At 72.4% G+C, this 20213-nt stretch carries 17 protein-coding genes and 1 pseudogene; 13 read left to right on the plus strand and 5 right to left on the minus strand.

Annotation, left to right across the window (positions count from 1 at the left end; all coding sequences use genetic code 11):
• Nucleotides 1-42: 42 nt before the first annotated feature.
• Complete coding sequence (locus ACGFQC_RS33835) at nt 43-372, minus strand: TraR/DksA C4-type zinc finger protein (protein ID WP_363090380.1); 330 nt, start codon at nt 370-372, stop codon at nt 43-45.
• Nucleotides 373-787: 415 nt separating this feature from the next.
• Between ACGFQC_RS33835 and ACGFQC_RS33840 the strand changes: the two genes are divergently transcribed.
• The 6 genes from ACGFQC_RS33840 (at nt 788) to ACGFQC_RS33865 (ending at nt 7307) form a co-directional block, all read left to right on the plus strand.
• Entirely contained in the window at nt 788-1738 is a 951-nt protein-coding gene (locus tag ACGFQC_RS33840; RefSeq protein WP_363090381.1) for a sensor histidine kinase, read from the plus strand.
• Entirely contained in the window at nt 1735-2403 is a 669-nt protein-coding gene (locus ACGFQC_RS33845) for a response regulator transcription factor (protein WP_363090382.1), read from the plus strand. The genes ACGFQC_RS33840 and ACGFQC_RS33845 overlap by 4 nt, the downstream gene beginning before the upstream one ends.
• Nucleotides 2404-2516: 113 nt before the next feature.
• Nucleotides 2517-2915 carry a hypothetical protein gene (locus ACGFQC_RS33850; RefSeq protein ID WP_363090383.1) on the plus strand — a complete coding sequence of 133 codons (399 nt, stop codon included), beginning with the start codon at nt 2517-2519 and terminating at the stop codon, nt 2913-2915.
• Nucleotides 2916-2978: 63 nt separating this feature from the next.
• Entirely contained in the window at nt 2979-5507 is a 2529-nt protein-coding gene (secD, locus tag ACGFQC_RS33855; RefSeq protein ID WP_363090384.1) for a protein translocase subunit SecD, read from the plus strand.
• 58 nt (nt 5508-5565) lie between these two features.
• Nucleotides 5566-6222 (plus strand): sigma-70 family RNA polymerase sigma factor, encoded by a 657-nt coding sequence (locus tag ACGFQC_RS33860; protein WP_363090385.1) that lies wholly within the window; start codon nt 5566-5568, stop codon nt 6220-6222.
• Complete coding sequence (locus tag ACGFQC_RS33865) at nt 6219-7307, plus strand: CU044_5270 family protein (protein WP_363090386.1); 1089 nt, start codon at nt 6219-6221, stop codon at nt 7305-7307. The genes ACGFQC_RS33860 and ACGFQC_RS33865 overlap by 4 nt, the downstream gene beginning before the upstream one ends.
• Nucleotides 7308-7476: 169 nt before the next feature.
• On the opposite strand, the gene ACGFQC_RS33870 is transcribed toward ACGFQC_RS33865, so the two are convergent.
• Entirely contained in the window at nt 7477-9060 is a 1584-nt protein-coding gene (locus tag ACGFQC_RS33870) for a transporter (protein ID WP_363090387.1), read from the minus strand.
• Nucleotides 9057-9395: a hypothetical protein gene (locus ACGFQC_RS33875; protein ID WP_363090388.1), complete on the minus strand. Its 339-nt coding sequence runs from the start codon at nt 9393-9395 to the stop codon at nt 9057-9059. Before ACGFQC_RS33875 ends, ACGFQC_RS33870 begins: the two co-directional genes overlap by 4 nt.
• 787 nt (nt 9396-10182) lie before the next feature.
• Here ACGFQC_RS33875 and ACGFQC_RS33880 point away from each other — a divergent pair.
• From ACGFQC_RS33880 to ACGFQC_RS33905, 6 genes are all read left to right on the plus strand, one after another.
• Complete coding sequence (locus tag ACGFQC_RS33880) at nt 10183-12927, plus strand: AAA family ATPase (protein WP_363090389.1); 2745 nt, start codon at nt 10183-10185, stop codon at nt 12925-12927.
• Nucleotides 12928-13016: 89 nt separating this feature from the next.
• Complete coding sequence (locus ACGFQC_RS33885) at nt 13017-13775, plus strand: alpha/beta hydrolase (protein WP_363090390.1); 759 nt, start codon at nt 13017-13019, stop codon at nt 13773-13775.
• A gap of 155 nt (nt 13776-13930) precedes the next feature.
• Nucleotides 13931-15181 (plus strand): sugar ABC transporter substrate-binding protein, encoded by a 1251-nt coding sequence (locus tag ACGFQC_RS33890; RefSeq protein WP_363090391.1) that lies wholly within the window; start codon nt 13931-13933, stop codon nt 15179-15181.
• Complete coding sequence (locus tag ACGFQC_RS33895) at nt 15153-16142, plus strand: sugar ABC transporter permease (RefSeq protein ID WP_363090392.1); 990 nt, start codon at nt 15153-15155, stop codon at nt 16140-16142. Before ACGFQC_RS33890 ends, ACGFQC_RS33895 begins: the two co-directional genes overlap by 29 nt.
• Nucleotides 16143-16153: 11 nt before the next feature.
• Nucleotides 16154-16969, plus strand: a complete 816-nt coding sequence (locus ACGFQC_RS33900) for a carbohydrate ABC transporter permease (RefSeq protein ID WP_363090393.1) — start codon at nt 16154-16156, stop codon at nt 16967-16969.
• Between the two features lie 132 nt (nt 16970-17101).
• On the plus strand, nt 17102-18091 hold the full coding sequence (locus ACGFQC_RS33905; protein ID WP_363090394.1) for a helix-turn-helix domain-containing protein: 990 nt from the start codon (nt 17102-17104) through the stop codon (nt 18089-18091).
• Nucleotides 18092-18170: 79 nt separating this feature from the next.
• On the opposite strand, the pseudogene ACGFQC_RS33910 reads toward ACGFQC_RS33905, so the two are convergent.
• Both ACGFQC_RS33910 and ACGFQC_RS33915 read right to left on the minus strand, forming a co-directional pair.
• Nucleotides 18171-18912 (minus strand): annotated as a pseudogene (locus tag ACGFQC_RS33910) (YoaK family protein).
• Nucleotides 18897-19088 carry a hypothetical protein gene (locus ACGFQC_RS33915; protein WP_363090395.1) on the minus strand — a complete coding sequence of 64 codons (192 nt, stop codon included), beginning with the start codon at nt 19086-19088 and terminating at the stop codon, nt 18897-18899. Before ACGFQC_RS33915 ends, ACGFQC_RS33910 begins: the two are co-directional and overlap by 16 nt.
• Nucleotides 19089-19604: 516 nt before the next feature.
• On the opposite strand from ACGFQC_RS33915, the gene ACGFQC_RS33920 reads away from it, so the two are divergent.
• Nucleotides 19605-20183, plus strand: coding sequence for a DNA starvation/stationary phase protection protein (locus ACGFQC_RS33920; protein ID WP_363090396.1), 579 nt, complete (start codon nt 19605-19607; stop codon nt 20181-20183).
• Nucleotides 20184-20213: the final 30 nt, after the last annotated feature.

A 20213-nucleotide genomic window follows, 5' to 3' on the forward strand; every position in this document is an offset into this window, starting at 1 on the left:
ACCCCTCGGTCAGGGCAGGACGGGAGACGGAGGCGCGCGGGATCAGGCGCCGTGACGCTGGCAGCCGACGCAGAACCGCGTGTACGGCAGGATCTCCAGGCGTTCGGCGGGCACCGGCCGGGAGCAGCCGGCGCAGGTGCCGTAGCTGCCGTCGTGCACGCGCGTGAAGGCCGCCTCGATCTCGGTGAGCACGCGCCGGACGGCGTCCTTCTGCGCGATCGTCACCTGGTCCGTCACCTCCTGTCCGGCCTCATCGAGGGCCCGCAGCTGGGTCAGCCGCGCGTCGCGCTCGTGCTCGAGACGCTGACGGGCCTCGTGCGCCGTCAGACGCTTCGGACGGCCTTCGGTGGGGGGCGTGTCGAGCGACGACATGGCGGGACCTCTTCCTCGGGTGGCTCGGCGGGGGAGCGGTCCGGTGGTGGTCGCCGCTCCTTCCCCACCGTCGCCGACGGGCCGCGCCCTGCCTATCGGGCGCAGTACCCATCCGCAGCCGCACGCGCTGTCCCTCGGGCCGCCGCCCCGGCCGGCGCGCACGCCGGAAAATGGGCATCAGAGCCCATCGACGCGGCGGCGGACAGCGCGCACGCTGGTCGGGGGCCGGTCGGTCCGCTCCCCGCGTCTCACGCGCGCGGGCGCGTCGACCCGGCCCCGGCTCCGGCCCTGACCCCTGCCTCGTCCCCGTCTCCCGTCCCCCGTCCCCGTCCCCGTCCTCGACGAGACCGACCGCACGAAGTGTGTCCCTGCGAACCCTGCGATTCCTGCGAACCCTGCGAAAGGCACGATCCCGATGTCCCTGTTCTGGCGGATCTTCGGGCTGAACGCGGTGGTGCTGGGCATGGCCACCGCGCTGCTGCTGTGGGCTCCGGTCACCGTCTCCGTGCCGGTCCTGCTGACCGAGGCCGTGATCCTGGTCGGCGGCATGCTGGTCATGCTGGTCGCCAACGCCGCCCTGCTGCGGCTCGCGCTGTCCCCCCTCGACCGGCTCACCCGCCTGATGACCACGGTCGACCTGCTGCGCCCCGGCCAGCGGCTGCCCGCGCACGGCATGCGCGAGGTCGCCGACCTCATCCGCACCTTCAACGCCATGCTCGACCGGCTGGAGAGCGAGAGGGCGGCGAGCAGCGGCCGTGTGCTGCTCGCGCAGGAGGCCGAACGGCGCCGTATCGCCCAGGAGCTGCACGACGAGGTGGGGCAGACGATGACCGCGATCCTGCTCTCGCTGAAGCGGGCGGCCGACGAGGCGGACGAGCCCCTGCGCGGCGAACTCCAGCAGGCCCAGGAGATCACCCGGGGAAGCCTGGACGAGGTACGCCGCCTGGTACGCCGGCTGCGCCCGGGGGTGCTGGACGACCTCGGCCTGGTCAGCGCCCTGACCTCGCTCACCACCGAGTTCGCCGCCCACGCCGGACTGCACGTCCTGCGCCGGTTCGACGCGGACCTGCCGGCCCTCGACCCGCAGACGGAGCTGGTGCTGTACCGGGTCGCCCAGGAGAGCCTGACCAACGCGGCCCGCCACGCCGGGGCCGGCCGGGTCGAGGTGAGCCTGTCCCACGCGGACGGCTCGCTGCTGCTGACCGTCGCCGACGACGGCCGCGGAACCGGCATCGCGCACGAGGGCGCCGGCATCCGGGGGATGCGGGAGCGGGCGCTGCTCGTGGGGGCCACCCTGGACATCGTCTCCCAGCCGGCCGGCACCCGGGTCCGGCTGACCGTGCCCGTCCGGAAGAAGGTGTCATGACCATCCCGACCGACCCGTCCCCGATCCGTATCCTCCTCGCCGACGACCACGCCCTGGTACGTCGCGGAGTACGCCTCATCCTCGACCGGGAACCCGACCTCGAGGTCGTCGCCGAGGCCGGGGACGGCGCCGAGGCCATCGCCCTGGCGCGGGCCCACGACCTCGACCTGGCCGTGCTGGACATCGCCATGCCCCGGATGACCGGCCTCCAGGCGGCCCGTGAACTCGCCGCGCTGAAGCCGGGCCTGCGCATCCTGATGCTGACCATGCACGACAACGAGCAGTACTTCTTCCAGGCGCTGAAGGCCGGGGCCGGCGGATACGTGCTCAAGTCCGTGGCCGACCGCGACCTGGTCGCCGCCTGCCGGGCCGCCGTGCGCGACGAGCCCTTCCTCTACCCCGGCGCGGTCACCGCCCTCGTACGCAACTACCTCGACCGCGTCCGCCACGGCGAGGAACCCCCGCAACGGGTGCTGACCGCGCGTGAGGAGGAGGTCCTCAAGCTCGTGGCGGAGGGCAACACCTCCAAGGAGATCGCGGAGACGCTGTTCATCAGCATCAAGACCGTCCACCGCCACCGGGCGAACCTGCTCCACAAACTGGGCATGCGCGACCGGCTGGAACTCACCCGGTACGCCATCCGGGCGGGCCTCATCGAGCCTTGAACCGGCCCGCACGGGCACGAAGCGGGCCGCCCGCACGTCAATGAGGAGAGCGGCCGCCCGCACGGAGGCAACCTGAACCGGCCGTAAGGAAACGAGGAGAGGGGGGACGGCACATGACGTGCTCCGCGCGTCCCGTCCCCCGTGGCGGGCCCCGCCCGGCGGCAACGGCGGCCGCCCTGCTCGCCGCCCTCCTCGTCGTCCTCGCCGCCCTCCTCGTCCCGGCCGCCCACCACGGCCCCCATCCCCATGCCCCGCACAGCGTCTCCGGGGGCGTCGAGGCGGGCGGCGCCCCCGTCGCCGACGACGCGCCGCCCGCCGTCCGCACGGCAGCGGCCCGCGTCCACGGCGACCTCCTCGCCCCGCCGCACCCGGCCGGTCCCACGCCGCGGGACCCGGCCGACACCGCTTCGCCGGGAACCCCGGCCCCGCCGACGGCCGTACCTGCGCCCGTCCGCCCGCGACCGGCGGACGGTCACCCGCTGCGCGCCCCGCCCCCTCCTCCAGGCACCTGACATCCCCTCTTCTTTCTTCACCGCGGCCCCCCCCGGGCCGCGGCACGCCTGCCGGAGGCCCGCTTGTCCCGCGCCCAGCGCATCCGAGGGCTGCTCGCCCTCGCCGTCGTCGCCCTGTCCCTGTACGTCGCCGTGACCGTGCCCGTCCACCTCGGGCTCGATCTGCGCGGCGGCACCCAGATCGTGCTGGAGACCCGACCCACCGACACCGACGACACCGACACCGACACCGACACCGACACCGACACCGACACCGACACCGACGACGCTGGCGACACCGTCGACCGCACCGTGGAGGTGCTGCGCGGCCGCGTCGACGCGCTCGGTGTCGCCGAACCCACCATCGTCCGCTCCGGCGACGACCGCATTGTCGTCGAACTCCCCGGCGTCCAGGATCCGGCGGAGGCGGCGCAGGTACTGGGCCGCACCGCCCAGCTCACCTTCCACCGGGTGCTGGGCACGGCGGCGGAGGCCGGACCCGATACCGCGCCCGAGGCCGGGTCCAAGACCGCGCCCGACGCCGGACGCGACGCCACTCCCGATGCCGCCCCTGGAACCGGACGCGACGCCACTCCCGAGGCCGGGTCCGAGGCCACGCCCGAGGTCGAGTCCAAGGCCGCGCCCGACGCCGCCCCCGGGACCGCCCCCGAAGCCACTCCCGACGCCGCCCCCGACCGGGGTTCCGACCGGGGTTCCGACCCGCGCCCCGACCCCACCCGTGCGCGCGTCCTGCCCGACGAGTCCGGTCAGCCGCTGCGCCTCGGCGCGGCCGCGCTGACCGGCAGCCACGTCGAGGAGGCCGCCGCCCGGTTCGACCAGCAGGGCGGCGCGGGCTGGCACGTCACCGTCGACTTCGAGGACGCGGGCCGCGACCGCTGGGCCCGCCTGACCGGCGAGGCCGCCTGCCGGCCGGCGGGGGACCCGGCCCGCCGGGTGGCGATCGTCCTCGACGACAGGATCATCTCCTCACCGCAGGTCGACCCCTCGGTGGGCTGCGGCGTCGGCATCGACGGCGGCTCCACGATGATCAACGGAGCCTTCGACGACGGTGACGCCCGGGAGCTCGCCCTGCTCGTCAACGGCGGCGCCCTGCCCGTACCGGTCGACACCGTCGAACAGCGCACCGTCGGCCCCACCCTCGGCGCGCAGGCCATCACCGCCAGCGCCTGGGCCGCCGCCGTCGGCAGCGCGCTGACCGTCCTGTTCGTCATCGTCGTCTACCGTCTGCTGGGCGTCCTGGCCGCCGTGGCCCTGCTCTGCTACGGCCTGATCTCCTACGCCGCCCTGGCCGCCCTCGGCGCCACCCTCACCCTGCCCGGACTGGCCGGGTTCGTCCTGGCCATCGGTATGGCGGTGGACGCCAACGTGCTCGTCTTCGAGCGGGCCCGGGAGGAGTACGCGGCACGCCACCGGCCCACCCCGCGCTCGGCCCTGGCCGCCGGCTTCCGCAACGCCTTCAGCGCGATCGCCGACTCCAACATCACCACCCTCATCGCCGCCGGGCTGCTGTTCGCGCTGGCCTCGGGTCCCGTCCGCGGCTTCGGCGTCACCCTCGGCATCGGCGTCCTCGCCTCGATGGTCAGCGCGCTGGTCATCACCCGCGCGCTCGCCGACCTCGCCGTGGCCCGCCCGGGGCCGCGCCGCCGGCCCCACCTGACGGGCATCGCGCACACCGGCGTCGTCCGCGACCGGCTCGCCCGCAAGGACCCGCACCTGATGCGCCGTCCCCGCCGGTGGCTGGCCGTCTCCGCCGCCGCACTGGTCCTCGCCGGGACCGGAATCGCCCTGCGCGGCCTCGACCTCGGCATCGAGTTCACCGGTGGCCGCCAGATCGAGTACGCCACCGCCACCCCGGTCGACCCGGACCGGGCCCGCGCCGCCCTGGCCGACGCGGGCTTCCCGCAGGCCGTCGTGCAGACCTCCGGCGAGAACCGGCTCACCGTCCGCACGGGCCAGTTGAGCAACGCGCAGGCGGACGCCGTCGGCGCGGCCGTCGGCGAACTGACCGGCCGTGCGGACGAACTCCGCGACGAGGCCATCGGCCCCAGCCTCGGCGAGGAACTGCGCCGCGGCGCGATCATCGCGCTCGCCGTCGCCCTCGGCGCCCAACTCGTCTACCTCGCGGCCCGGTTCCGCCTCCTGCTCGGCACGGCCGCCGTCGCCGCCCTCGCCCACGACGTCGTGATCCTCGTCGGCGTCTTCGCGTGGCTCGGCAAACCCGTCGACGGCGTCTTCCTGGCCGCGCTCCTCACCGTCATCGGCTACTCCGTCAACGACTCCGTCGTCGTCTTCGACCGCGTCAGGGAACTGACCCGACGCGCGGACGAGGGGCACGCGGACAAGGGGCACGCGGCCTCCTTCCGCCGCATCGCCGACCGGGCGCTCCAGCAGACCCTGCCCCGCACGGTCAACACCGGGACGGGCGCCGCGCTCGTCCTCACCGCGCTGGCGGTCTTCGGCGGCGACTCCCTCACCGACTTCGCCCTGGCCCTGCTCGTCGGTCTCGCCGTGGGAACGTACTCCTCCATGTTCACGGCGACGCCGCTGGCCGTCGTGCTCCACGAACGCCGCCCGGGAACACGGCCGTTGTGACGCGGGTCACGGGAAGGGGGCGGGGGGTGCCGGACAGCTCATGGAGGTGAGCACTGATATGCGTACCCGGGTACGGGCCGGGGATCCCACCGCCTTCGCGGAGCTGTTCGACAGCTGGGCGAAGGCGGTCTACAACCACGCCTTCCGGCTGACCGCCGACTGGTCGACGGCCGAGGACGTCATGGCCGCGACCTTCATGGAGGCGTGGCGGCTGCGCGACCGGGTCGATCCCGAGGGCGGCTCGCTACGGCCCTGGCTGCTGGGCATCGCCACCAACACCGCCCGCAACCAGTACCGCAGCAACCGCCGGTACCGGGCGGCGGCGAACGCGGCCGCGGCGGCCGAGCTGTCGGTGCCCGACCACGCCGAGGAGGTGGCCGACCGGGTCGACGACCGGCGGCGCCTCGCGCGGGCGCTGACCGCGCTGGCGGGCCTGCGCCGTGCGGAACGCGAGGTCGTGGCGCTGTGCCTGGGGGAGGGCCTGGACTACGAGGCTGCCGCGGAGGCCCTCGGCATCCCGGCCGGCACCGTCGCCTCCCGCCTGTCCAGGGCGCGGGGGAAGCTGCGTTCCCTCACCGCGGACGCCCCGGCGGGACCCGTGGCGGGTGCCGTGCCGAAATCTCCCCCCGGAAAACGGGAAGGCGGCCGCTCCGGCCGACAGACAAGAGATGACCGCGCACCCGCGGTCCGGCCCGCGCAGGGAGGAAACCGATGAACGCGAACACGCCCCGGCAGCGTCCGGCCGAGCGGGAAGAGGACGGCACCCTCTTCTCCCGGACGGCGCGTGACCTGCCGTCGGGCCGTCACCAGTTCCACAAGGAGCGTCTGATGGCCCGGATCCACGACGAACAGCGCACGGCGGCCCCGGCCGCGCCCCCCGCCCCGGCCGCGGGCCGGGCATGGTGGCAGCGGCTGCCGCGCCCGGCGATCACCCTGCCCGCGACGGCGGCGCTGGTGGCCGCGGCGGTCGTCGCCGCAGTGGTGACCTCCGGTGGTCCCGCGGACCACGGTGTCGCGACCGGACCGGCCCTGACGACGCCGGTCGGCACCGCGAGCGCCAAGGGCGTACCGCAGCTGCTCGACCGGATCTCCCTGGCGGCCGCCGAGGCCTCCCACCCGGAGGTCAAGCCCGGCCAGTTCGTCTACATCGAGTCCCAGGTCGCCGACACCTTCCTCAAGACCGTCGGCGACAGGACCTCCCTGGCGAGCCACGAACTGCACCGCCGCCAGATCTGGGAGTCCCCGGACGGCACCGAGGGCTGGCTGATCGACCCGGCCGTCAACGACAGCCCCGAGGGCGAGACCCTCAGCCTCCCCGACGAACAGGGCAACACCCCGAAGGCGTACCTCAACAGCCCGTCGTACGACTACCTGTCCAAGCTGACCACCGACCCCGACGCCCTCCTCGCCAAGATCTACGAGGAGACCGAGGGCCACGGGAACTCCCCCGACCAGGAGGCCTTCACCACCATCGGCGACCTCCTCGGCGAGAGCTACCCGCCCGCGGAGCTGTACTCCGCCCTGTTCCGCACCGCGGCGAAGATCCCCGGCGTCGTCGTCGTCCAGGACGCCGTGGACGCGGTGGGCCGGCACGGCGTGGCGGTGGCCCGGCTCGACGAGACCAGCGGGCAGCGGGAGGAGTGGATCTTCGACCCGAAGACCTACGTCTTCCTCGGCGAGCGCACGGTCCAGGTGGAGAAGCGCACCGGTGAGGACGCCCTGATCAAGCCCGGCACGGTCACCTTCACCAGCGCCGTCATCGAGCGGGCGGTCGTCGACGGCATGAAGCAGACGCCGTAACGAGCAGGCCGGAGCCCGCCCCGGCCCCGCTCCGCTCGGTCCCGCTCCGCGCCCCTGCCCCGCGCCCCCCCGCACCAGAGCCCTGCCGCCCGAAAGGGACGGCAGGGCTCTGGCGTACCGGCGACCGTGCCGCCCACCGGAGATCGTCGGTGGACGGCGCGCGGACGGTTCAGACGGTGTCCAGTTCCCTGAGGCGCTCCGACCCCGGCACGTCGCCCGCCGCCCGGCGCCGGTCCGTGACGCTGCCCAGCCAGCCCAGCAGGAATCCGGCCGGCACCGTCACCAGGCCCGGGATCGTCACGTCCCAGATCCTGAAGTCGTGCTCCGGGAAGATCGACCCGGGTGTGCCGGACGTGTACGGCGACAGCGCGAGCGCCGCGACGCTCAGCACCGTGGCCCCCCACAGGCACCACAGCGCACCGCGGGCGGTGAACCCGGGCCAGTACAGGGCGTACAGCAGGACGGGCGCGAGGGCGGCGCCGCAGACGGCGAGCCAGAGCGTCGAGACGACCACCAGGTTCCAGTCGGCGACGACGACCGCCACGACCGCGGCGACCGCCCCCGTCAGCGCCGCCGACCACCGCGACGCGGCACCGTCCGCCGTGCCCGCCGGGCGGCTCCCGGCGGGCTTGCCGGACGCACCCAGCACGTCCCGCCCCAGGGAGATGCCGGCGGCGAGGGTCACGTCCACCACGGCCGCGAGCGCGGTGAGGAAGAGGACGCAGGCCAGGGCCGCGACCAGGATGCCGCCGCTGTCGAGCGCCCGCCCGAGCATCAGAGGCGTGAACACCTGTGCCGACGGACCGGCCTCGCGCAGCGCCTCGCCGACGAGGGCCGCCGCGCCGACGCCGACGACGGTGAGCGTGCCGTACAGCAGGGTGAGTTCGCCGAGCATCCAGCGGCCGACGGTCCGGGCGCCGCGCGGGCTCTTCGTCGAGATCGCCCGCATCAGCACGGCGGGCATCGCCAGCGTGGCCATCGACATGCCGAAGGTCTGCCCGATCCGGTTGACGGCCCCCACCCACCCCTCGCCGGTGTAACCGCCCGGACGCAGGTACGCCTCACCCGTCCGCGAGCCGTGCGCGGCGGCGTCGAGCAGCCGCCCGGGGTCCCCGCCGAAGCGGTGGAGCACGAGCACGGCGGCGACCACCAGCACGGGCAGGGCGATCGCCGACTTCGCGATCATCACCACGCCCGTGCCCCGGATCCCGCCACTGACGGCCAGCGCCGTCATCGCGCAGCCGATCACCAGGATGCAGCCGGCCCGCGTACCGGGCTGCCCGATCAGCGCCGCGGCGACGTTGCCGACCACCACCAACTGCACGACCAGCAGCGGGAAGCAGACGAGCAGGGTCACCACGCCCCACGAGACGCGTACGGCGGGCCCGCCGCTGCCGCGCGCGTCCAGCATGTCCGCGGCCGTCAGCGAGGCGTGCCCGCGCAGCGGCTCGACGACCAGCACGAGGAGCAGCATGACGCCGATCAGGCTGCCCAGCATGACGCCGAGGCCGTCGAAGCCGGACGTGGCGACCATGCCCACCAGTACGGTGACCGTCGCGACCGTGGTGGTGTCGCCGCCCATCGCGATGCCCTGCTGCCAGGAGCGCAGCCGGCGGCGGTTGTCGGACCGTACGAGAGCCCGGTCGTCCTCGTCGGCGCCGGTGACGATGCACAGCATCAGGCAGATCACGACGAACACCGAGAACACGGCGAAGACGAGGGACCGGGACGAGGGGTCGAGCAGCGCGGTCACGACCACCTCCGGGCGCCCGCCCGCGGCTCGAGCCGGTCGACCCGTCGCCCGTACACCACCAGCGCGTGCACACCGACGGCGAAGGGCACCGCGGCCAGGATCACGCCGAGGCTCACCGGTCCGGCGATCCGCGTGCCGTACACGGCCGGTACGAGGGCGGCGGGCAGCACGTAGAGCAGCCAGACGACGGCGATCCGCACGCCGAGCCGCAGCCCGACGGCCAGTCGCGCCGCCTCCTCGGCGTCGTGTCGCCCGTGCTCCGCGCGAGGTCGCGCGCCCGCTGCGGGCTCGTCATGGTGCGGCGGCCCGTGCCGGGGCTGCGGTCCGAAGGACATGTGGGTGGCTCCGCTCACGTCGATCCGGCACCCAGGAAAGGGTGCGAGTACGGGGGGTGGGGGTGGGGGCGGAGTCAATCAGACGCATGCGCGAACCCGCACGCACCGGGCGCAGATCTGTTCCCCCGCCCAATCCGGCCTGTTCTCCAGCCCAATCCGGAGCCGCGCGGACGGTGAACGGGCACTGCGTGAACGGGCACTGCGTGAACGGGCACTGCGTGAACGGGCACGCACCAGTGCCGGGGCGGCGTGGACCGTCGGGCAGTGCCTGCCTGCCGGACCCGGCCGAACAGCACGGCGTCGGACGTCCGAAGCCCCCGCGCCGACGTCCTGGCCCGCGCGACCACAGTCCAGGTGCACGCGGGGACCAGTTAGAGTGCGCTGCGGGACGGATGTCCGCCAGTACATCGCCTCCCCGCAGTCACTGCACAGCCGTCGGGCCGACGACCTGCGTCATCCCGTCCGCCGGAGCTGGACACGGTGCCGGGCCGGCTGCTTGCGCGGTGGCCGTCCGTCCCCGGACACAACCGGCTGGAGGGCGTCGATGACTCCCGTGATCGACACGGCCCGGTTCCTGAAGTGCGGTGACACATGCCGCCGCTGGATCCGGTCTCGCGCCATGCCCGCTGTGCCCATGACGGTTGCCTCGCCCGGAACCGCGGTGACGCGAGGCCGGGGAACCGGAGGCCGGGGGACGGGAGCCCGCGGTCGGGAGAAGAGCGCGGTCGTCTGCCGGCCCGGACGGAGGCGGGGTTCGACGGACGCGTGCAGGAGGAATGGGTCGTAAATGGCAGGAGCAGGCGGTCCGCTGTCCCACAGCGGTCTGCGCGGCCGGGAGATCGAGCTCGGAGAGCTTGAGGCGCTGACCGCCTCCGTGGCCGGCACCGGGAGCGGTGGATTGGCCCTCGTCCAGGGCGAACCGGGCATCGGCAAGACCACGCTGCTCGCCGAAGTGGTCTCCAAGGCCGTGGCGGCGGGATTCTCCGTCGGCGTCGGCAAGGCGGACGAGCTGCATCACGTCGTGCCGCTCTCGTCGTTGGCGGCCTGTGTCCTGCAGGGCGATCAGCCCCTGCTGTCCGGCGACGCCTTCGCTGATCTGGCCCGCAACCACGATCAGCGGATCTGGCTGGTGGAGCGCCTGGCGGAGGCGATCGAAACCAGAGCCGGCAGCGTGCCGGTGCTGATCGGGCTGGACGACGTGCAGTGGGCCGATTCGCTGAGCCGGTTCGCCCTGCAGCAGCTTCCGGCACGCCTGCGTACGTCGCCCGTCCTGTGGGTGCTGACCGGTCGACGGGAACCCGCGGGCCCGGCGGAGGAGATCGTCGCGGCCGCAACCGGCAACCTGCCGACGGTCACCGTCTCCCTGGGGCCCCTGTCCGGTGAGGCCATCGCCCAACTGGCCGGTGACACACTCGGGGCCGCCGTCGACGAACGCGTACGGGACTTGCTCGACGGGGCGGGCGGCAACCCGTTCCTGGCCGTCGAGATGCTCAGGGGGCTGCGGACCGCCGAGGCCTCGAACGATTCCGTGCCCCCGGGGCTCATGGTGGGCGTGCGCGGCAGACTCAGGTCCCTGCAGCCCGGCACGCTGCGTTTCCTTCAGATGGGGGCGGTACTGGGACGCCGGTTCGGCTTCCACGACGCCGCCGCGCTGTGCGCCCGGCCGGCCGCCACCCTGATCTCGGCACTCGAGGAAGCCGTGCGCGCCGGACTCCTGGACGACGACGGCGATCATCTGGTCTTCCGGCACGATCTGCTGCGCCAGGCGGTCTACGTCGACATCCCGCCGTCGGCCCGGAAGGCTCTGCACCGGGAGGCCGCCCGCAATCTCGTCGCCGCGGGCCACCAGCCGATCGACGCGGTGCCGCACGTCCTCAGGGGAGCCCTGCCCGGGGACGAGGAAGCCGTGGTGCTGCTGCAGCAGGCGGCCGACGCCGTACTGCCGGTCACACCCGGCCTCGCGGCCGACCTGGTGACGCGCGCACTGGAGCTTGTGCCGTCAGCGCATCCGCTGCGGTTCACCGTGGGTGAGCAGGCGATCTTCTGCCTGACACGGGCCGGCAGGAACAGAGAGGCCCTGTCGACGGGCGACCGGCTACTGGCCGACCGGCCACCGTTGGAGGCGTTCGGCCGGCTGCAGGCCACCCTGGGCGGGACGCTCTGGAACATGGACCTCACCGGCGAACTGCGCCGCCGGGTCGAAGCCGCCCTCACCACCGGGGGCGCCGCCCCGGAGATCGGGGCCAGGCTGGCCGGCCTGCGCACTCTGGCCATGTCCCGGGAGCCCGACCTGGTCGCGGCGCGTGAGGCCGGCGAGACCGCGCTGCGTGCCGCCACCGCCGTCGGTGACCGGGAGGCACACATCCTGGCCCTCTCCGGGCTCGGAGAGATCGCGCAGAACGCGGGGGAGAACGCGGTCGCGCTGGAACGTTTCGCCGCTCTGAGCGCCATCGATCCCGCCTTCCTCCCCGAAGAGATCGTCGCGCACCTGCACGTCGACGACTTCGCGTCCGGCGAGCGGCTGATCCGGCAGGCGACGGACGCCGGGGCGACGCGTCAGACCATGCTGCTGTGGGCCCAGGGGCAGTACGACCTGGGACTCGGCCGGCTCGACGACGTCGACGCCGGCCTCGCGACCATGGAACGCCTGGAGGACGAGGTGCGGGTGTCCGTCCAGCAGGTGAACGGCCGTGTGATCCGTTCCCGGATCGCCCTGCTGCGAGGTGACCGGGAAGGGGCGCGGGAACACCTGGTGGCGGCGCGGGAACGACTGGCGGCCAAACCGAACCCGGGCAACACAGCCGCGGTGTGCTTCCTGGAAGCGGTCCACGCCGCGGCCGACGGGGACGTCGGCCGCGCCGTCGACAAGATCCGGCAGGTGCAGCGGGAAGGTCCCTTCATGCGCTGGCGGCTTCTGCGTGACTGGGTCGATTCCGCGATACGCATGGCACTGCGCGGCGCGGAGCGCGAACTCGCCGAGGACCTGGCCGCACAGGCCCGAGTCCACGCCGGGCGCAACCCCGCCGTGCCGACCGCCACGGGCATCGCGGCGCAGGTCCTCGGGCTCGTGAAGAACGACGTGGCCACGCTCGAGCACGCCGTGGAACTGCTCGGCGCGAGTCCTCGTCCGCTGGTCCGGGCCGCCGCGTACGCGGATCTGGGACAGGCACTCCTGACGGCAGGCGACACACGTCAGGCAGTGACCGCGCTGACGCACGCCCGTGACGCGTTCGCCGAGTCGGGTGCCCACGCCGCAGCGGCACGCGTGCGGCACGCCCTGGAAGGGGCGGGGGCCGGGGGGCGCGGGACAGCGGCCGTTCAGCGCCCCGTACAGGGGTGGGAGGCGCTCACGTTGTCGGAGAAGAAGATCGCGCGTCTTGTCGCCCGGGGACACACCAACCGGTCGGCCGCAGACCTGCTCGTGGTCTCTCCCCACACGGTCAACACCCACCTGACGTCCGTCTTCCGCAAGCTGTCGGTCAACTCCCGGGTTCAGCTCGCCAACCTGGTCTCGGCCCTGCCCGACGACTGAGGGCATCCGTTGGTACGTTCACGCGATGCCCTGCCAGGCTTGGACACGCTTGTCTGGGACCTTCCCCAACCCAGTCGGAGGTCACCGGCATGCACGGACCCAGCCCCGTACCGCCGGCCGTCGTGCTGGTGCACGGCGCGTTCACGGACGCCTCGTCGTGGGCGGGGGTCGTCACTTCCCTCCAGGCCGCCGGACTGACCGTGCGCGCCCCGGCGAACCCACTGCGGGGTCTGGCGCACGACGCCGCCCACATCGGGAGCACGGTACGTGACATCGACGTCCCCGTCGTGCTGGTCGGTCACGACTACGGTGGCTCAGTCATCACCCAGGCCGCCGCCGCCGACAACGTCGTGGCGCTGTGCTACGTCGCGGCGTTCGGTCCCGACGCCGGCGAGTGCGTTCTGGACATCATGAGACGCTTCGCCCCCACCCCGGTGACCGACGCGACCTTCACCGTCGCCCTCCCCCCTCGGATCTCCGGCGGCCCGGACAGGGAGCTGTACATCCGTGAGGAACGATTCCCGCAGGTGTACGCCGCCGACCTGCCACCCCGTGTCGGAGAGGCGCTGTCGGTGGCGCAGCGACCGATCGCCTGCGCCGCCCTGACCGGCAGGTCGGGCACGCCGGCGTGGGCCTCGAAACCGTCCTGGTACGCCATCGCGACCGCCGACCGGATACTCAACCCCGCCGCTCAGCGTTTCATGGCACAACGCATGGCGGCCACCGAGCACGTGCTGGAGGGTTCCCACGCCGTTGTGCTGTCGCAGCCCGACGCCGTGGCCGCGATGATCCGCGAAGCGGCCGAGCAGGGACGACGACCGCACGCGACAGGGCTTTGGGGCAGGTGAGCGGTCTTCCGAACGCCCCGTGACGGGGGCCGGCCCCTGGTGCTTAAAATGCGTTCGACCGCAAGACGCCGTTCAGGCCCCCGTACGGCCTCCCGGAGTCCGCCGATCCGCCACATCGACCTCCGCCACAGACAGTCACCCGGTAAGGCGCCAGCATGACCTCACCAGCCCGGCCGACGCGGCGCACGGCCGCCCTCCTGACCGGGACCATGGCGCTGGTACTGGCCGTCACCGGGTGCGCCGGTGGAACCGGAGCCGGATCGGACACCGGCAAGGCCGACTCCATCACCGTGCTCGACTACTACACCGACGAATCCGAGCACACCCAGTGGGGCGAGATGCTCACCGCGTGCGGCGAGAAAGCCGGTGTCAGGATCGAGCACACCAGCGTTCCGCCGGCGTCGCTCGTCCCCAGGGTCCTGCGGCAGGCGTCGTCGCGGACCCTTCCCGACCTGCTGATGGTGGACAACGCCGACCTGCAGCAGATCGCCCGGACCGGTGCGCTGACTCCGCTGGACCGGTACGGCATCGACACCGCCGGCTTCGCCGAGGGCATCCTGTCGGCGGGCACGTACCGCGGAAAGGTGTACGGGCTGGCCCCCTACGTGAGCACGGTCGCCCTCTTCTACAACAAGGACATGCTCGCCGAGGCCGGCGTCGCCGTGCCCAGGACCTGGGACGAACTGAAGGACGCGGCGGCCGAGCTGACCGGTCCGGGGCGTTACGGCATGGCGGTCGACGCGAGCGCCACTTTCGAGAGCAGTTGGCAGTTCCTGCCCTTCCTGTGGTCCAACGCGGGACACGAGAAGCAGTTGGACACCCCGCAGGCCGCCCAGGCGCTCCAGCTGTGGGTCGACCTCGTGAAGAGCGGATCCATGTCGAAGTCGGTGCTGAACTGGACGCAGGCCGACGTCCACGATCAGTTCGCCGCCGGAAGGACGGCCATGATGATTAACGGCCCTTGGCGGATCCCGGCCCTGAACGAGGACGAGGACCTGCGCTGGGGAGTGGCCCCCGTGCCCGTCCCCCGGGCGGGACAGACCCCGGTCACGCCACTCGGCGGCGAAGTGTGGACGGTCCCGCGGACTTCTTCCGAGGCCCGGCAGGAGAAGGCCGCCCGGGTCCTCGCCTGCCTGAACGAATCCTCGAACATGCTCACCCTGGCCGAGCAGCACTTCACCGTGCCCTCCCGTGCCGCGGTGGCCGCCCGGTACGCCGAGCAGAACCCGTCGATGACCGTCTTCGCCAAGAGCGTGGAGACGACCCGCGTCCGCACCGGCGAACTCGGCGTCAGGTGGCCCAAGGCGGCGACCGCGATATACACCGCCATCCAGTCGGCGCTGGCGGGAGAGCAGACACCGAAGGAAGCCCTCAGGGATGCGCAGCGGTTCGCGACCGGCGACTGAGCCGTCCCCCACCCTCCGGAAGGGTACCGACCGGAGGGTAGGGGACGGCGGGGCGAGCGCCCGCAGCACGTCCTGGGCACACCGCGGGGAGCGGCTGGCGCAGTGGGCCTTCGTCGCGCCCGCCGCGGTGTACCTGCTGCTGTTCTTCGGTTACCCGATCGCCAAGAACGTCGCGATGAGCTTCCAGCAGTACACGGCCACGACGTTCTACACGGGTGCCGCTCCGTTCGTGGGGCTGCGGAACTACTCGACTGTCCTCACGTCCGACGCGTTCTCCGATGCCCTGGTGATCACGGTCCTGTTCACCGTCGGTTCGACGGCCGGGCAGTTCGTGCTCGGTCTGGCCTTCGCGCTGTTCTTCCAGCAGCGTTTCCCGCTCGGCGGCGTCCTGCGGTCCCTCCTGCTGCTGCCGTGGCTGCTGCCGCTGGTCGTCTCCGGAACCACGTGGAGGTGGATGCTCGACCCCGACACGGGTGTCGTCAACGAGGTGCTGCGCGGCCTCCACCTGTCGTCGTCCGGCATCCCCTGGCTGACCGGCACCTCACATGCGCTGGTGTCGGTCATCCTCGTCAACACCTGGATCGGAGTCCCCTTCAACACCGCGATCCTCTACGGCGGTCTGCAGGACGTTCCCACGCACCTGCACGAGGCGGCGAAGCTGGACGGCGCAGGCCCCGTGACGTCTTTCCGTCACATCACCTGGCCGCTGCTGCGGCCCGTGGTGAGCGTCGTGCTGGTGCTGGACGTGATCTACACGGTCAAGGTGCTGGACATCATCCTCGTGGTGACGGGCGGAGGACCGGCGGGCGCCACGCAGACCATCGCCGTGCGGGCCTACCAGGAGTCCTTCCAGCAGTTCGAGTTCGGACGCGGGGCCGTGCTGAGCAACGTCCTCATGGTCGTCTCGTTCGCGTTCGCCCTCGTCCATCTGCGCGCCGACCGCCGCGCCCGGACGGTCTGAGAGGTGAGCCGGTGAAGCGCGCGCGCGACCGCGGCAGGCTGTCCACCGTCGTCGGGACCGCCCTACTCGTCCTGATGCTGTTCCCCGTCCACTGGATGGTGAACGCCTCCCTCCAGCCCGCGGGCAACACCCTGCGGGGAGGCTGGTTCCCGCTTCCCCCGGACTTCAGCGGGTACGTCCTCGCGCTGCGCGATCAGGGACACAACCTCGTCACCAGCCTCGTCGTAGCTCTCGGCAGCGTGGTGTTCAGCCTCGGGCTCGCGGCGCCGGCGGCCCACGCGCTGGCCCTGTTCTCCTTCCGCGGGACCAACGTCGTCCTCTTCGGGGTCCTCGTCACACAGACGGTGCCGAGCGTCGTCCTGGCCAACGCGCTCCACAACGCCTACACCGACCTGGGGCTCCTGAACTCCCACCTCGGGCTGATCCTCGCCGACTCCACCGCCGGGATCCCCTTCGCGATCATCATCCTGCATTCGTTCATGCGGAACATTCCCCGGGAGATCGTCGAGGCCGCCCGTGTGGACGGCGCCGGCAAGCTGCGTGTCTTCCGTTCCGTGGTCCTTCCGATGAGCACGAACGCATTGGTCACCAGCGCCGTCTTCACCTTCCTCTTCACCTGGAGCGACTTCCTCTTCGCCCTCACACTGACCACGACGCCGACCGTTCAGCCGGTCACCTTGGGCATCTACCAGTACATCGGTGCCCACACGGTCCAGTGGAACGCCGTCATGGCCACCACGGTCATGGCGTCCCTGCCCGCCGCCCTCCTGCTCGTCGTCTCTCAGTGCTTCGTCACCACCGGCACCACCAGCGGAGCCGTCAGGTGAGGAGCGGCCCCCCACTCCTACGTCGCTTTCCCCCTTCCACGTCGCTGATCTAGCGGGTTCACGCGATGTGCCGCCCGAGGGCCGGCTGGCACGGTGTCGCAGTAGACACACACCAGTCGAGGGGCGGAGATCATGGCGCCGTACGTCCAGGAGGGAAGCGTCCCCGGCAGCTTCCACACCACTGATGCATTGCCCGTCCGACACAGACGGGCGTACTGGCGCGAAGCCCTGTCCCGAACTTTCGGTGCCGTGAACATGACCGTCCCGGACGAGGTGTGCTCCGGAACGATCCGTGCGACACCGCTCGGTCGGCTCCAGGCCGTCACGGTGGACGGCGACGGCCTGTCCGCCCTGCGCACGCGCCGACTCGTCAGCCAGGACGACCAGAGCGAGTACGTCGTCGTCAAATTGCTGGACAAGGGGGTGGCCCGCCTGGAACAGGACGGTCGTGAATCACTCCTCGGCGCCGGGGAGATCTTCGTCTACGACATGGCGCGTCCCCTCCGGCTGCAGCTTCCCCAGTCCTTCCGCACCAAGTCCCTCGTCCTGCCGAGAGACGTTCTGGGCCTGGGGGAGGCCGACATGGCGCACGTCACGGCCCGCCCGCTCGGCCCCGAAACGTCCTTCGGCGGTCTGCTCTCGCTCTTTCTGACCGAGCTCGTGGACGGCGCCGGAAACTACCGGCCCCGCATCAACGAGCTGTTGGCACGCAACGTCGTGGACCTGCTCGGCGTGCTGGCCGACGAGGTCCTCGGACGGCCGGCCGCGGACACACCGGGCGGGAGCCGGGCGCTGCTGCTACGGATCCAGGCATTCATCGACCGTCACCTGGCGGACCCCGATCTGACCCCGCAGGCGATAGCCCGGGCCCATCACATATCCCTGCGCTATCTGCACAAGCTGTTCGAGAGCGAGGACGCCACGGTCGGCCGGTGGATGCAGCGGCGCCGTCTGCAGGAGTGCCGACGCGACCTGGTGCTCCAGGGGAACACCACGATCGCCGCGGTCGCACACCGATGGGGTTTCACCAGTGCCTCCCATTTCAGCCGGGTGTTCCGGGCCACCTATGGGATGACCCCCCGTGAGTGGCGCGGCACCCGTGACCGCGGTCCGTGGTCGTGAGCCGACTGTGGTCCGGGCCGGTGCTCCAGCCGGGGGGAACCGGGCACCGCCGCGGCCCAGGACGAGTTGTCCGTGAGCCTCATGACGGTGGCCTGGTCCAGGCCGGGGCAGAGGCCGACAAGCGGTGGGTGGCCACCGACGTCACGACGAGCAGCAGCAGTGCCGAACCCAGTACGAGGACAAGCTCGCCGTGTCCCAGGAGCAGGGCACCCGTGAGAGCTCCGAGGAACATGGCGAGGACGGAGAGGACGCGCCGGCCGGGGCGGGGGGGGGGCGGCCCCGCCGGCCGGCGAGGAGTCCGCGGCCAGCCCTGTCAGGGTGAGCGTCAGGACGGTCGTGGTCAGGTCCGGGACCCCGAGGCGTCGCGCGACCGCGTTCTGCAGGCCCATGGCGATGCCCAGGAGCACGATGAGGGTGTACCGGACCGGGCTGGTCACCTCGCCGTGCGCGACCGCGACCGCGACGACGGCCCCGGCGACGAGTACGGCCTGGACGGCCGTCGCCGCGGTCAGGAGCCGACCGCGGTGTGCCGCGAACCGGGTGCCGAACCGCCCTCCCGCCAGCGCTCCGACGAGGAAGGACACCAACGAGACGGTGGACGCGGGTACGGACAGACCCGGCGTGCCCGCCAGGGCGAAGCCCAGGAAGACCACGTTGCCCGTCATGTTGGCGACGAAGACCCGACCGAGCGCCAGGTAGCTCACGGCATCGATGAGACCGGTCACCACCGTCAGCACCAGCATCAACGGCGGCAAGGGCCCGTGCCGGTCGTCCTTCGGCGGGACGAGTGTGTGAGTGGCGTCGGTCAGCAGCTTGCGCATGCCGTGTCCTTGTCGTCCGTCGTGTCACCCGCGGCCGGCGCACGCCGCAGCAGCGAGCGGGTGATCAGGCCGCTGCCCGGGCCGATGACGACGGCCGCGAGGGAGGCCCACAGCGGCCAGGGGAGCAGCCCGAGGAGGTGGTCGAGCGACCAGCGGCCGACCGGCATCGTGGACACCTTGCGACAACCTCCTGAAGGACGTGCGGCGTGGGATTTCCGGCAGGACCGCGCGCTCGTGTCCGGACGGGACGTCGGCGAGCTGCACGGGGAGCCGTGCCGCGGCTGCTTCGCCGGTCACGCTATGCCGGACCGTCCCGGTCGGATTTCCTTTCAGCGCATGGGCAGTTGTCCGGCAGCGCACTGCCCGTGCCGCCGCGCACGGTGAGGTCGGAGTCGGTGCGCGGGCGTGCGACGACCGCTGTCTTCGCGGTTGTGGCGTGGCCGTGGACGGTCCGGAGCGCAGTTCCTCGTCCAGCCCGTTTGCCGGCTGCGGCCGGCTGCCGGGACCGGGACGGCTGGAGAACGGCAGGAGCCCACCGGTGCGAGGGCCTTCGCACTGGAGCGAACGTCCGCGGGGGTGCTGTGCACCGTGCGCTGACGGGCATCGGCGCATGCGCTGCTGGGCAAGGCGATGCCGTGGCGCCGTCTAGCGTCGCTCGGGTACGCACAGCACGGCACCGCAGGAGGCGGATCATGACCACCAGCTCCCAGCACGTGAGCGGCAGCCAGCCGTGGCTGCATCAGAAGGGCAAGGTGATCCAGGACTTCGGGACCGTCAAGCAGTTCCCGCTGGGCCTGTCATACGAGGCCCGGATGTATTCGTGCCAGCGCCTGAACAAGGCTCTGGCGGACACGCAGATCCTCTACGGTCTCTACAAGAAGCACCACTGGCTGATGCGCGGCGCGACCTTCTACCAACTGCACCTGGTGCTGGACAAGCACGCGGGCGAGCAGCTGGAACTGGTCGACACCATCGCCGAACGTGTTCAGTCCCTCGGGGGTGTCGCCGTGGGCGATCCCCGGCACGTCGCGGAGATCACGTCCGTCCCGCGGCCCCCGGACGGCGTGGAGGAGGTGCCGGCGATGCTGTCCCGGCTGCTGGAGGCGCACGAAGCCATCCTCGTCGAGGCCCACGACGCCGCCGCACGCACCGCCGAGCTGGGTGACGACGGCACCAACGACCTGCTCGTCTCACAGGTGATCAGGACCGGCGAGCTCCAGTCCTGGTTCCTGGCCGAACACCTGGTCGACACGCCCCTCGTCCGCTCCTGAACGAAGCGCCGCGCTTCCCCCGGCCGCCTG

The organism is Streptomyces sp. NPDC048734 (assembly GCF_043198675.1).
Taxonomy (GTDB): domain Bacteria; phylum Actinomycetota; class Actinomycetes; order Streptomycetales; family Streptomycetaceae; genus Streptomyces.